This is a genomic window from Crossiella sp. CA198 (assembly GCF_052078295.1).
In the GTDB taxonomy this organism is placed as follows: Bacteria; Actinomycetota; Actinomycetes; order Mycobacteriales; family Pseudonocardiaceae; genus Crossiella.
This window is the reverse complement of record NZ_JBQJIM010000013.1, coordinates 1-13449: the sequence shown is the minus strand read 5'-3', so window position 1 is coordinate 13449 and position 13449 is coordinate 1. Positions and strand designations below refer to the sequence as shown.

8 protein-coding genes are annotated in these 13449 nt (G+C 69.8%); 4 read left to right on the top strand and 4 right to left on the bottom strand.

The window, feature by feature from the left end:
• Nucleotides 1-807 precede the first annotated feature (807 nt).
• Nucleotides 808-1272 (top strand): helix-turn-helix domain-containing protein, encoded by a 465-nt coding sequence (locus tag ACTOWY_RS21945; RefSeq protein ID WP_441311536.1) that lies wholly within the window; start codon nt 808-810, stop codon nt 1270-1272.
• Nucleotides 1273-1356: 84 nt separating this feature from the next.
• Here ACTOWY_RS21945 and ACTOWY_RS21940 read toward each other — a convergent pair whose 3' ends face one another.
• The 3 genes from ACTOWY_RS21940 to ACTOWY_RS21930 form a co-directional block, all read right to left on the bottom strand.
• Nucleotides 1357-2970, bottom strand: a complete 1614-nt coding sequence (locus tag ACTOWY_RS21940) for a recombinase family protein (RefSeq protein ID WP_441311535.1) — start codon at nt 2968-2970, stop codon at nt 1357-1359.
• 760 nt (nt 2971-3730) lie between these two features.
• Nucleotides 3731-5560, bottom strand: coding sequence for a hypothetical protein (locus tag ACTOWY_RS21935; RefSeq protein ID WP_441311534.1), 1830 nt, complete (start codon nt 5558-5560; stop codon nt 3731-3733).
• A gap of 46 nt (nt 5561-5606) precedes the next feature.
• A complete protein-coding gene (locus ACTOWY_RS21930) occupies nt 5607-6545 on the bottom strand; it encodes a TAXI family TRAP transporter solute-binding subunit (RefSeq protein WP_441311533.1) in 939 nt (312 codons plus the stop codon).
• Between the two features lie 70 nt (nt 6546-6615).
• On the opposite strand from ACTOWY_RS21930, the gene miaB reads away from it, so the two are divergent.
• Together miaB and ACTOWY_RS21920 are read left to right on the top strand one after the other, a co-directional pair.
• A complete protein-coding gene (gene miaB / locus ACTOWY_RS21925) occupies nt 6616-8094 on the top strand; it encodes a tRNA (N6-isopentenyl adenosine(37)-C2)-methylthiotransferase MiaB (RefSeq protein ID WP_441311532.1) in 1479 nt (492 codons plus the stop codon).
• Nucleotides 8079-8579: an Rv2732c family membrane protein gene (locus ACTOWY_RS21920; RefSeq protein ID WP_441311531.1), complete on the top strand. Its 501-nt coding sequence runs from the start codon at nt 8079-8081 to the stop codon at nt 8577-8579. Before miaB ends, ACTOWY_RS21920 begins: the two co-directional genes overlap by 16 nt.
• Here the strand turns inward: ACTOWY_RS21920 and ACTOWY_RS21915 are convergent.
• Nucleotides 8576-11989, bottom strand: a complete 3414-nt coding sequence (locus tag ACTOWY_RS21915) for an NACHT domain-containing protein (protein ID WP_441311530.1) — start codon at nt 11987-11989, stop codon at nt 8576-8578. The two genes, ACTOWY_RS21920 and ACTOWY_RS21915, sit on opposite strands and share 4 nt — an antisense overlap.
• 158 nt (nt 11990-12147) lie before the next feature.
• Here ACTOWY_RS21915 and ACTOWY_RS21910 point away from each other — a divergent pair, with 158 nt between their 5' ends.
• Entirely contained in the window at nt 12148-13320 is a 1173-nt protein-coding gene (locus ACTOWY_RS21910) for a S8 family peptidase (RefSeq protein WP_441311529.1), read from the top strand.
• Nucleotides 13321-13449 lie beyond the last annotated feature (129 nt).

Sequence of the window (13449 nt, the reverse complement as noted above, 5' to 3'; positions counted from 1 at the left end):
GTCAGCCTCCGGGGCAGCGAGTATGACGGGAGGTCTCATCGGGTCATCGTGTTCGGCTCCGACAAGCGAGGAAGTCAGATTCTCACTGGATGCTACCTGTACCGCTGCACTACCAAAGTCGATAAGGGCTCGCGCCCCGACGCGGCAGCATGCCTGGACTGTAAGCGGCGACTGCAATATTTCCTTCCCCCGCCCGAGTGCTCTCCGTTAGTATTGAACGGTACGAATGGATAGCGTAGGTTCGGATTATATAGATGGGCTCTACGTGTAGGTACTAGCCGGGTACTAGGTGCCAGCTAGGCAGCTATTGCACGCTGATTACGCCACACTTACACAGGGCATGTCCGGCACGGTCGCACCACTGTCCACTGTGGATCCTGCGGGGGCAGCCGTGAGGGGATCCGCTGGTATCCCTGACTCACACACGCATGCACGTGGTGTCACCGGTTCCCACTGCGCCGGGACTGGGTCAGTGGGAACGACTGAACGCCAGTCGACATACCCAGCGACATACTGATCGAGGGTCCGATCGAGTTACCTGTTAGAGCGGTAACCCCTGTGAGAGCTGTTCTGGCTGCTCAGCGGCTATTACAGGGCTACCTATGCTGCGCCAGACTCGATGCCCTCCAGGGGTGTTTTGTGAAGTCGGCCGGCGAGGGCCAGGTGCCCGCGGCCGGCTGTCGTCTCCCGCGGAAGCCAGGAAATTCGCGTTCGCACTGTCCAATAACAGTGTCACCTTTGGATTTCAGAGGCATCAGCAGGTTCCCCGCCACCCCCGGGGACCTCCGCCGCCAGCAGGAGGCCGTGATGCCCACCGAACGCCGTGACGGCCGCCGCCGTCACCCGCACCCTGATCCACGTCGCGCGGCCGTCCACGGCCGCCCCAGCCCCGGCACGTCCCCGCCGTCCTCGCCGTCCTCGCCCGGCCTGCCCGAAGGGCAGGTGCCGAGGTTCAGCCCGCCCCGGCTCCGCGCCTACCGTCACCGCCGCCGCCTGGATCCGCCCGCCCTGGCCCGGCGGGCCCGCATCGGTCTGGCCGCTCTGCGTGCCGCCGAAGCGGGCACCCACACCCCCACCCCGGCCCAGATCGCCCGGCTGGCCGCCGCCCTGGACTGCGCCGCGCCGGAGCTGCACACCACCGCCGCCGATCCGGGTGACAACGCCCAGTACTGGGCGGTCATCGCGGCCACCGCCCCGCCCATGACCCCGGCCGAGATCGCCGGAACCGGGGCGATCCTGCGCCGTATCGCCCAACGCTCACGAGCGGCATAACACGCCACACCCACAACCGAAGAAACACAAAATGCGGTCGAGAAGCCACGTTCTTCTCGGCCGTATTTTGTGCTTTTTCGGGCATCAATCCTCCGCAAGAAACTCCTCTACCGACATATCCGAAGGAACGATGCGAACCCGCTTCGGGTCGAAGAATCGAACCGCCCCCGACTTGGGGTGATGTGATTTCTTCACTGCAATCCGGTCGCGTCCCAATGCGCGGATGAGCATCTCGCGCCTTTCGGGAACCGTGGCCGATTCCCATTCCTCGGCCAGAGCATCACGCGAAATGACCTCCACTGCCACCGGCGCATCGGAATTCAGCATCTTCTCCCGTTCCGCAAGTGCGCGGAGCTGTGTGGCGAGTGGCAGGTTCGCTCGATCGAACGCGTCCAAGTCGATTTCCAGACGGCCCAGCCTTTCCGTCAGACCTTTCTGGATAATTTGAATCTGCGTGATCTTCGCCTGTGCCTGGGCCAGTTCGTCAGCCGCCGCATCCCGTGCTTGTTTGATGGCAGCGGCGTGCCGGGGATCGGACAGCCGCTCCAGCACCAGTTCCCGCAATTGCTGGTCCACGCCCCGCTGGGACGCGCTGACGCCGCCGCAGCCGTGCCGGTCCTTGCGGCAGGTGTAGTTGCGGCGCTTCTCGGTCTTGGTGGGCTTGCCGGGAGCCGAGGTCAGCCCGCCGAAACACAGGCCGCACCGCAGGATTCCTGATCCGATCGACACTGTTCCCGGTGCACGTCCCCGGCGGCGGGCGGTGAACTTCGCACGCAACTGAAAGAACAACTCTGGACTGATGATGCGCACTTCTTCATGATTGCGCATCGGATAGAGAATCGTCTTGTGAGTCGCCCCCTCTTCCTTGGCTTCCTCCGGGTCGAGTTCTTCATCATGTTCGATCAGACCGGCATTGCTGGCCCGGTTGAGTATCTTTCCGATTTCTGACGGGCTGAGCACTCCGCCGGTAGTCGAGTAAATACTGTCGCGCTTCCACCGGTCATAGATTTCGGTCAGGGTCACGCCGTCCGCGTGATCCTGGCATGCCTGGGCGATTGCTTCGCGTTCGCGCTGAACCTGCTCGGCTGCCACCTCCGGCATTTCCGGAAGGTCCGCCCCCGCTTCCACCAGAGCCTTCGTCTCACCTTTCGCGCGGCGCACCCGGCCAGGCCACCCCAGGGACCGCGCACCGCCGTTAAGTTTCCCCTTGGCGCGTGCGCGCTTCTTCTCGCGTTTGACGCGCCGGGAGGTGTCGTCACTGGAGCGGGCGGCGTGGGCGACTTCGCCGCGCAGGATGTAGCGGTCATCCGGGCTCGACAAGTCCCGGACGCCGTGTGAGGAGAAGATGCGGAAGCCCTTGTCCGCCAACTCGATGAGGGTTTCCAGGTCCATGGGGCGGCGGAAGAGGCGGTCCACGTGCCAGATGCAGACACCCTGGGACTTGCCGGTGCGGACCCGCTCTAGGAGCACTTCCCAGTCCTTGCGGCGGACCCGGGGGTTCCAGGCGCTGAGTCCGTCAGCTAGGCGTAGACCTTCCTGGCAGCCTGCCTGGGCGATCCGGCGGCTGTTGTCCTTGTGCTGGCGGGCGATCTTCTCCAACTCGCCCGTGTCGGGGACACGGGACAGCCGCCCGTAGTTGTCGATGACCGGGCGGCTGTCGGGTGCTTGACCTGGGGTGACGTGGTTCTTAGGGCTCATGCCTTCGACGGTAGGTCACCAAATGCCGTTCCGCTTTGGCCGTTGCGGACGCCGAGTTGGCCCAACTCGTACGCCACGTTGGCCGTTGTGGGACGGCGGCGGGCCGGGGCGGAGGGGTGAAACCCCCACGACGAGGGCCCTCGCGTGTTCTCCGTACGGCCTGGAGCATGCAGACCACACCTCACCGAGCGGCCCCTGCAACACAAACCGCCGCCCTAGCCTCCCCACGCGACCGGGGCCGCTCGGTGAGGTGTGGTTGGCTGGCGGAAGGCCGTACGGAGAACACGCGAGCCCTCGGAGCCACGCTGGGTCAGGCCCCGGCAGCCCAGTCCCAGCCCCGCAACCCGCGCATCCCGGCTCTTGATCTGCCCCACCCCTCCGGTGGTCTGCCCGGCCGGCGAGGCCATCCTTTTTTGATCTTAAAACCGAAGATCAAGATCGTCCTCGCCGGACGGGCAGGAATCAAAGGATGGGGGGACGAACGAAGAGCAAGAGCCAGTGCTCGTGGGCGGTTCCCCATCCCCGTCAGCCCTCCGATACCAAACCACATCTCACCGAGCGGCCCCCGTCACGTTGGGTGGGTTCGGCGGCGGTTTGTGTTGCAGGGGCCACTCGGTGAGATGCGGTGTGTCCTCTCCAGGCTGACGGGGATGGGGAACCGCTCGGGGAAAGTTTTCGAAAAGCCACCCCCGCCGCCCGCCCCGGGCTTCGCCCGACCGCAGCGACCTACGGCGTCCAACAACGGCCAACGTGGACGGGGTCAGTCCGCGATCACCGCTGGGTTGAGGCCGGGGGCGATGCGATTGCCCGCCACCCGGTAGCCGCTGCTGCCGTGGAAGCGGAACAGCGGCGTGGCGTACGGCGGCGCGTCCGGCTCCAGCCTGCGCACCGAGTTGCCGGTGAAGCGCAGCCCGCCGGTGCTCTTCGCGTCCAGCACGCTGACATCGCCGATGGTGAACTCGTTGTGCGTCACCGTGATCCCGCGGTGCACCGGGTTGGCCGGATCGAGGATCCGGTTGGTTGGTTCGATGAAGATCGCGGGGTTGGCGGGGCGGGTGAAGGTGTTGCCGTGGATGGTCACGTCGGTGACGGGGCCGGATTCGTACCACTGGTGGGCGTCGGCGGAGAGGTAGACGCTGGCCATGGTCATGCCGTCGAAGTGGTTGCCCGCGATGAGCACCGGGCGGGGTGTGGTGACCAGGACGCCGCGGGTGGGCACGTTGCGGAAGACGTTGCCGGTGATGGTGACCGCAGGGGTGTAGGTGGTGTTCTCCAGCACCGTCTCGGCCATCACGACTCCAGGCGGGACCGGGCGGTCCAGGGTGACGGTCATGGTGGTCAGGGGCTTGTCGTGGTCCCGGCCGGTGGGGCCGTCCACGGCGCGCACCTTGACCGGGCCGCCGGGTAGCGGGCGCATGGTGCGTTTGTCGGTGAACTGGACCTCGTCGCCGGGGTGGAACTGCGGGAAACCGGCGGTCTCGTTGTGCTTGTAGTCCACGCGCACGGTGTCGGGGGCGGGCTGGGCGGTGACTTCCAGGTAGGTGCCGTGCACGTTGATCGGGTCGTCGTGCGGGCCGTCGAAGACGTTGCCGGTGATGGTCACCTTGCCGCGGACGCCGGACATCTGGATGTGGTCGGCGAAGGAGGAGGTGGTGCGGCCCGACGCGGGGTCGGGGGCGAAGTTCACCGCGTCGATGGTGATGTTCTCGCTGAACTGGCCGACGATGCCGAAGGACTGCAGGTAGTGCGCGTTCACCCGGCGCACGGTGACGTCACGGGACTCCCAGATCAGCGCGCCCGGTTCGGTGCGGTCGGTCAGGCGCATCTGGTAGACCAGGCCGGTGTCGGTGGGGCGGTCCGTGCTGGTGAAGTCGACGCGGATGCGCCTGCCGCCCAGGTCGGTCAGCTTGGCCACGTCGCGGAACAGCGGGTTGCTCAGGCGGAAGGTGCGGCGGGCGGCGGGGTCGTGGGCCTGGGTGTACTGGAGTTTGTCCTGGCCGGACCAGTACGGCTGACCGGTCACCGGGCTGGTTTCGCCGAGCCAGGTCAGGTGCGTGCCCTCAACCCGGTACGGGCTGCCGGGTGGGACGGTCAGCACCCGGTAGCCGGGGCCGGTCTCGGTCACGGTGGCCTCGACGACCTTGGGCGCGGCGTAGTCGAAGGCGAAGCCGGTGAAGGTGACCCGGCTGGAGCGGATCGCGGCGAAGGCGGTCTGCTGGCCGTGGAAGATCAGCTTCGCGCCGCCGCCGTCGACCGTCACCTCGCGCATGTCCTCCACGAGCAGGCCGATCCGCTTGTCCCGGTAGCGCTGGTCGGCGCCGACGGTGTTGGACACGTACAGCTCGCGTAGCTCGGCCTGCTCCGGGTAAAGCTGGAAGGTGCCGCGGCCGAACACGATCCGGGTCGGGCGGCCCAGGCCCTTGGCGTGACGGAAGGCCGCGCGGACCGCGGCCGCGGAGTCGGTCCGGCCGGTCGGGTCGGCCCCGAAATCGGTCACCCGGACCACCGCGGCGGTGGTCGCGGCCGCGAGTGGCGGGGTTAGACCTCCGATGAGTGCCAGTGCCGTTGTGGCAACCGCCAGTCGGTGCATGGGGCTCCTCCGCGAGGTCTCGGCCAGACGTCGGAGCGATCCTGCCCTAGGTCTTGGTCTGCCGGTAGTAGCGCAGGGCCCCTTCATGCAGGTCGATCGGGGCAGTCTCGATCGCCGAGCGGGAGTCCAGGGACAGCGCCACCGCGTTCGCCCGGATCAGGTCCTCCCTGGCCTCGAACAGGCCCTCGGTCAGCGCGGCCGCGGTGTCGGCCGGCAGCGCCTCGGTGGCCATCAGGAAGTTGCGCACCACCAGCGTGGTCACCGGCTTGTTGTCCATGCCGTAGCTGGAGGCCGGCACGCTGGCCTGGCCGTATACCGAGGAATATTTGTCCAGCAGGCCGGTCAGCACGTCGCTCAGGTCGATCATCCGCAGCTTCTGCCGCTTGGCCAGCTCGAACACCGCGCGGGTGGGCAGGCCGCCGGACCAGAAGAACCCGTCCAGCTCCTTGCGCTCCAGCGCCACGATCGAGTCCGACAGGTCGGTCGGCGACTGACGCAGGTCCGCGGCGGAGAGTTTCGCCTGCTCCAGCAGCCGGTCGGCGATCAAGCGGGTGCCCGACTCGGCCGAGCCGGTGCCGATCCGCAGCCCGCGCAGCTCGGACAGCTTGGTGGCCGGGACCTCGGCGCGGACGATCACGTGGAAGAAGTCGTCGTGCATCCGGGCCAGGGCGCGCAGCCGCCGGTTCGGGCGCTGCTGACCGAAGGCGCGCACCGCGGCGTCCGCGGCGGCGAAGGCCAGATCGGCCTCGCCGGACTCCAGCTTGCCCAGCGCGTCCACCGAACCCGCGGTGGTCTGCACGGTCGGCCGCGGCATGCCCAGATCCCGCTCCCAGGCCCCGGCCAGCGCGTTACCCAGCTGGTAGTAGACCCCGGCGGGGCCACCGGTGGCGATGGTCAGCCGCACGCCCTCCAGCGCACTGCCGCAACCGGCGGTGGCGAGTACGGCGGCCAGGACGAGCAGCAGACTCAGGAGTCGGCGGGGCACCGGTTCATCCTGCCAGGCGGCGCGCTCTACCCTGGACAATCGAACCGGGAAACCGGGAAAGGACGAGCGGGTGACACGCAGCTACCAGATCCGTACCTACGGTTGTCAGATGAACGTGCACGACTCCGAACGGCTCGCGGGCCTGATGGAGGACGCGGGATACGTGCGCGCCGCCGATGACAACGCCGACATCGTCGTCTTCAACACCTGCGCGGTGCGGGAGAACGCGGACAACCGGCTGTACGGCAACCTGGGACGCCTGCGCCCGGCCAAGGACGCCAACCCCGGCATGCAGATCGCGGTCGGCGGCTGCCTCGCGCAGAAGGACCGCGGCGAGATCGTCAAGCGCGCGCCCTGGGTGGACGTCGTCTTCGGCACACACAACATCGGCTCGCTGCCGGTGCTGCTCGAACGCGCCCGGCACAACGCCGAGGCCCAGGTGGAGATCCTGGAATCCCTCGAAGCCTTCCCGTCCGCCCTGCCAGCCCGGCGCGACTCCGCGCACTCGGCCTGGGTGTCCATCTCGGTGGGCTGCAACAACACCTGCACCTTCTGCATCGTGCCCTCGCTGCGCGGCAAGGAGAAGGACCGCCGCCCCGGCGAGATCCTGGCCGAGGTGGAGGCCCTGGTCGCCGAAGGCGTGCTGGAGGTGACCCTGCTCGGCCAGAACGTCAACTCCTACGGCGTGGAGTTCGGCCAGCGCACCGCCTTCTCCGACCTGCTGCGCGCCTGCGGCAAGATCGACGGCCTGGAGCGGGTCCGGTTCACCTCCCCGCACCCCAAGGACTTCACCGACGACGTCATCGCCGCCATGGCCGAGACGCCCAACGTGTGCCCGCAGCTGCACATGCCGCTGCAGTCCGGTTCGGACCAGGTGCTCAAGGCGATGCGCCGCTCCTACCGCGCCGACCGCTATCTGTCCATTGTGGACAAGGTGCGCACCGCGCTGCCGCACGCCGCGATCACCACCGACATCATCGTCGGGTTCCCCGGCGAGACCGAGCAGGACTTCCAGGGCACCCTGGACGTGGTGGCCGCCTCCCGGTTCAGCTCCGCCTACACCTTCCAGTACTCCAAGCGCCCCGGCACGCCCGCGGCGACCATGGACGGGCAGCTGCCCAAGCAGGTCGTGCAGGAGCGCTACGAGCGGCTCATCGCCTTGCAGGAGCAGATCTCCTGGGACCTCAACCGGGAGCAGGAAGGCCGCGTGGTCGAGATCGTGGTCTCCGAGGGCGAGGGCCGTAAGGACACCGCCACCCGGCGCCTGTCCGGCCGGGCCAGGGACGGCCGCCTGGTGCACTTCAACCCGGCGGGCGTGGTGGATCAGGAGATCCGCCCCGGCGACGTGGTCACCACCGAGGTCACCTACGGCGCCCCGCACAACCTGATCGCCGACGGCGAACTGCTCTCCCACCGGCGCACCAGGGCCGGTGACAACTGGGCGGCCGGCCGCAGGCCCAAGACCTCCGGCGTGACCCTGGGCCTGCCCGCCTTCGGCGCCCCGGCCACGCCCGAACCAGCGGCGGTGGGTGGATGCGGCAGCCGATGAACGCCGACGCGCGAGACGGACGGGATGAGATGGCCGAGTTCGCCGAAGAGCTGAAGCAGGTCGAGCGCCGCGTGGTCCGCCGGGTGGATCCGCACCCGCGCAGCGCCATGGTGATCGCGGGCGCGGTCTTCGTGCTGCTGGTGTCCGCGCTGCTGCCCTGGATGGGCGACGCGGCGGGCTGGCAGGTGCTGCTCGGCCAGACCGATCCGGCGCTCAAGGTCGGCGTGCTGCCCCGGCTTTTCGGCGGTTTCGCGCTGTTCTTCGGCGTGCTGCTCACCGCGCTCACCCTGAGCCTGCGGCTGTGGGCGCTGGCCTGGGTGGCCACCCTGGGCTGCTGGCTCTCGGTGATGCTGGGCCTGCTGTCGGTGTGGACCCGGCAGACGGTGTTCCAGGCCCCCGGCCCCGGCCCCGGTCTGTACGTGGCGGCGCTCGCGCTGGCGGTGCTCGGCATCCAGTGGTTCCGCCAGTCCTGGTCCCGCCCCTAGCGGCTGCGCCGGGCCAGTAGCTCCCTGGCCTGTTCGATCCGCGCCGGCTCGCCCAGGCTCTCGTACTGGGCGATGGCGTCGGTCAGCCAGACCTGGGCGTCGCTGTCCCGCTCGGCCCAGTCACCCTGCCGCACCAGCATGTCCGCGGCCCGCAGGTCCTCGCCGAACCTGACGAACTCCGTCCGTGCCGCGCGCAGCCGGTCCCGGCCCGCGCTGGTGGCCCAGGTCCTGTCCTTGCCCGTTGCGCTGAGCTGCTTGCCCAGCTGGAGCAGCGCCTCCGCCCACGCGGCCAGCGCGTCGGCCGCCGCCGGGTGCTCGTGCGCCAGGTACAGCTCGCGCGCCCGCCGGATCGAGGACGCCGCCTCGGTGAACTCGGCCAGTTCGACGAGCACCGCGCCCCGCAGGTGCAGGACAGTCGCCCACAGCAGCTCGTCGCCGGACTGGTAGGCATCGCCGACGGCCGCGTCCAGCACCAGCTCCGCCTTGCGCTGGTGACCGGCGTGGTAGAGCGTCCAGGCGGCCTGGTACCCGGTGTCGGCGGCGGTGCTGAACCCACCCCGCTCGCGCAGAGCGGCCAGTCCCTGCCGCAGCAACGGCACCGCCTCGGCGTACTCCCGGCACGCCAGCAGGCAGTGGCTGAGCCCGAGCAGCGCCTCGGCTTCGGCCACCGCCACGCCCGCCCGCCGCGCGATCGTGGCGGCGCGCTGGAACAGCGTGCTGGCCGCGTCCGGGTCGTGCGGCAGGGTGAGCCTTCCCAGTCTGCTCAGGGTGTCCGCCTGGCAGTCCGGGCAATCCGGCCAGGCGGCGTGGTGCCGGAACAGCCCGCTCAGTCCGTGCCGGTCCAGCAGGTCGTCGCATTCCCGCTGGAGCCCCCATTCGCACAGCGGCGACAGCGTGATCCGGCACAGCTCGACCAGGTGCTCGCCGCCGTCACGCAGGCAGGCCAGCACGTTGTGCCGCTCGGCGCGCAGTAGCCGCCAGCCGTCCGGGGCCAGCGGCAGCACCAGCGCCCGAGGGGAGTGCGGGCAGGGCGGATCGGCCAGGTGCGGGGTGAGCAGGTCCAGGTAGGCGCGCTGGAGATCGGTGCGCACCCGGGCGGGCAGGCCCGGCGGGTCCACGGTCGCGGAGACCTCGGTGATGGCGGTGCGCCCGGCCCGCCAGCGGTACCGGTCGCCGTCCCGGCCCAGCAGTTCCAGCCGGACACAGCGGTTGAGCCGGTCCTGGGCCTCGGCCTCGGTCAGCTCGTCCAGCCGGGCCGCGATGGCGGCGGTGAAGTCGGGGCCCGGGTGCCAGGCCAGGCGGCGGAGCAGGCGCTGGTGTGGGTCGTCCAGCGAGCGGTAGGCGGTCAGGGCGGCGCGGCGCAGCAGCCAGTCGCGCAGGGTGGCGTGCCGGAACCGGTAGACCGCGCCCTCCTGGCGCAGCACGTCCGCGGCGATCATGGCGTCCAGGAACGGGATCAGCCGCACCGGCAGCCGCCTGGTCAGGGCCAGGGGGATCCGGGCGGCAGCGAACCAGGGCCATTCCGCCCGGGTGCACACCGCCGCCGCGGCCACCAGCACCGCGACCACACTCGCCAGTGCCGGGTGCTCACCGACCCTGGCCAGCAGCGGGAAACTCAGCCGGTGGAACTCCACCTGGGCCGCGGCGAGCTGGATCAGCAGCACCAGTCCGGCCGACCCGCCCAGCAGGTACAGCAGCGACCAGCGGCGGTCGGTGGCCAGGCTGTGCCGTGGGTTGACCGCCTTGCCCGGATCGGCGTCCAGGTGCGGGGCCAGCTCGCCAGGCCAGTGGCCGAGGGCCTGGAACCGCACCCAGTCGGAGTCGTCCTCCGTCACCAGCGCCAGCAGCCCGCCCAGGAACAGCCCGATACCCACGCTGAGCACGGTCAGCAGCAGGTAGGGGTCGACCAGGAGAAGGTTGGGCATCAGGTCGCCGCCGCCGAGGGCCTGCCGGACGAGTTCCGGGAAGACCAGCGAGGTCAGCCAGATCAGCCCGCCGAAGGCCCAGATGAACAGCGCGCCTGCCACCAGACCGCGGGCGAACCGGCGCCACCGGCCAGACCGGGTCGCCCGCCAGCGATCCCGCAGCCAGGACCTGATCTCGGCCGGGGAGATCGTCCGCTGCGGCGCGCCGGGTGGCCGGAAGGACTCCGGTTCCAGCCAGGTGGGTGGCCGTCGCTTGCCGAGCACCGCCCGGCGCAGCTCCCACCAGCGGAACTCCTGGGTGTCCTGGCGTTCCAGGTGCCGGGCCAGGAAGGTCAGCCAGGTCAGCACCGAGCGTTCCCGGTAGTCGCGGTCCGCGGGCAGGTTTCGCTTGCGGCGCAACGTGGTCGGCAGCCAGGAACCCAGGATGTGGTCCTCGATGGCGGCCGCGCCGGTCAGTGCGGCGAGTTCGGCCGGATCGCGTTCGGGGTCGTGCCGGTGGTAGACCTCGGCGGCCAGCGCGACCAGCAGCGGCCGGGCCAGCATCCGGGCCAGTGCCGAGTCGGGATCCTTGCGGCACAACGAGAACAGTCGCTCCCAGCTGGCCAGCTGCCGCGCGGAGGCTTCCCGGCCGAGGATGCGCGCGCTGTCCGGGACCTCGATCGGGCGCAGCGTGAACACGGTGTCCACCGGCAGGCGGGGCGCGGCGGTGCGGCAGGTCAGGATCAGCGGCGAGCCCTCGGGCAGCGCGTCCCGCAGCGCCGCGCCCAGCGCGGTTCGCGGGCCCTCCGGCAGCTCGTCCAGGCCGTCCACCACCGGGAAGACCCGCTTGTGCAGGACCAGGTGCCGGGCCAGGGTGATCCCGGCGGTGGTCTTGCGGGACAACGCGCGGTGCTCGGTGCGCAGCTGGCGCTCCAGCCAGCGCGGCACCGGTTCGCCCTCGGTCCAGGAGGAGGCGGAGATCAGCACCGGCACCGGCTCGCCCGCCGCGCGTCCCGGCAGCCAGGCGTAGGCCAGCCAGCGGGCCAGCGAGGACTTCCCGGCGCCCGCCGGACCCACGATCAGCACCCTGGCCCGCTGTTTCCGCAACCGGGCCGCGGTCTCCTCGATCTGCGCGCGGGTGGTGCGGCGCAGCCGGAACTGTGGGTCGGGTTCGACCGGGTGGTAGGAACTGATCGCCCACGGCACCTCGATCAGTCGCCCGGATTGCAGGCCGCGGTGGTTCAACGCCTTGTCCCACAAGGCTTCCGAGGTCTGGGCCAGTGCGGTCACCGCGTCCTCGACCTCGGCGGGGCCCGCCGGTTCCCGCCCGGCCCAGGTGACGTAACCGGCCACCGCGGCGCTGACCGTGATCAGCACGCCGACGCCCAGCCAGGCCCATGGTTTGTCCCGCAACGCGGTCGCCTGGCCGATGAACACGGTCAGCGTGGTCCCGGCCCCGGCGGCCAGCACGGCCGCGACCACCCGGTGCCAACCCCGCCCAGCCACCCGACCTCCCGGTAGTCACCTGACTACCCTCCGCAGTGTGCCAGATCGCGTGCCGCCCGTAAAACGTCAATGCCGTAAAAAGTAAATTCTGTTCCGGAAAGCCGACTTCTCCTAGGCTCTGAATTGCCACCAAGCAATTCCCTGCCAAGGAGCAAACCATGTCGAAAACCACGCGCGCACTGAGTGTCGCGCTGTTGTCCGCGGTCGCCGTCAGCGGGTTCGCGGCCCTGCCCGCACAGGCCGCCGAGGGCGCGGTCCGGGGCGCCGACGCGGCCACCGCGGTGCCCGGCAGCTACCTGGTCGTGCTCAAGGACCAGGCCGCCAAGGCCAGCCCCGATGCGGTGTCCGGAAAGGTGGGTGCGCAGTTCAGACGGACCTTCTCCACCGCGTTGAACGGCTTCGAGGTCACCGCGGACGCCCGCGCCGCCCGCCGCCTGGCAGCTGACCCGAACGTGGCCTACGTGGAGCAGAACCAGGTCGTCGCACTGGCCGCGACCCAGCCGAACCCGCCGTCCTGGGGGCTGGACCGGATTGACCAGCGCAACCTGCCGCTGGACAACTCATACACCTATTCGACCACGGCCGCGAATGTGCACATCTACATTCTCGACACCGGAATCCGGGCCAGTCATCAGCAGTTCTCCGGCCGGGTCGGAAATGGATTCGACTTCGTCGACAACGACAGCAACCCGGATGACGCCAACGGCCACGGCACGCACGTCGCGGGCACCGCGGCAGGCACCGCCTACGGCGTGGCCAAGGGTGCGCGGCTGCACGGAGTCCGGGTGCTCAACGCCCAGGGCAGCGGCACCACCGCCGGGGTGATCGCCGGCGTGGACTGGATCACCCGCAACGCGGTGAAGCCCGCGGTCGCCAACGTCAGCCTCGGCGGCGGCGTGTCCGCGACCCTGGACGCCGCGGTGCAGCGCTCGATCGCCTCGGGCGTGACCTACTCGATCGCCGCAGGCAACAACGGCGTGGACGCGGTGAACAACTCCCCGGCCCGGGTCGAGCAGGCCATCACGGTCGGCGCCACCAGCCGGACCGACGCCAAGGCCAGCTGGTCGGCCTTCGGCCCCCGGGTGGACCTGTTCGCCCCCGGCGTCGACATCACCTCCTCCTGGCGCACCAGCGACACGGCGACCTACACCGGCAGCGGCACCAGCTTCGCCGCCCCCCACGTGACCGGCGCCGCCGCCCTGTACCTCGCCACCAACCCGACAGCCACCCCGCAACAGGTCCGCGACGCCCTGGTCGCCAAGTCCACCCCGAACAAGGTCACCACCCCCGGCGCAGGCTCCCCCAACCGCCTCCTCCACACCACCCCCTAACCCCAATGCCGCGTAGTTAGGGTTTGGGGTCTGTTGTCAAGCCTGCTGCTGTCAGCACGATCACGGTGATCTCTGCTCGATGGTTGGTGCGGTCGATGTCGCCTTTCGCGCGGTGTTTGGAGATCGCTC

What these genes read in the sequence shown, in the direction of transcription:
- ACTOWY_RS21940 (WP_441311535.1), bottom strand. Translation starts at nt 2,970, where the DNA reads ATGAGCCCTAAGAACCACGTCACCCCAGGTCAAGCACCCGACAGCCGC.
- ACTOWY_RS21945 (WP_441311536.1), top strand. Translation starts at nt 808, where the DNA reads ATGCCCACCGAACGCCGTGACGGCCGCCGCCGTCACCCGCACCCTGAT.
- ACTOWY_RS21920 (WP_441311531.1), top strand. Translation starts at nt 8,079, where the DNA reads ATGCGGCAGCCGATGAACGCCGACGCGCGAGACGGACGGGATGAGATG.
- ACTOWY_RS21935 (WP_441311534.1), bottom strand. Translation starts at nt 5,560, where the DNA reads ATGCACCGACTGGCGGTTGCCACAACGGCACTGGCACTCATCGGAGGT.
- ACTOWY_RS21910 (WP_441311529.1), top strand. Translation starts at nt 12,148, where the DNA reads ATGTCGAAAACCACGCGCGCACTGAGTGTCGCGCTGTTGTCCGCGGTC.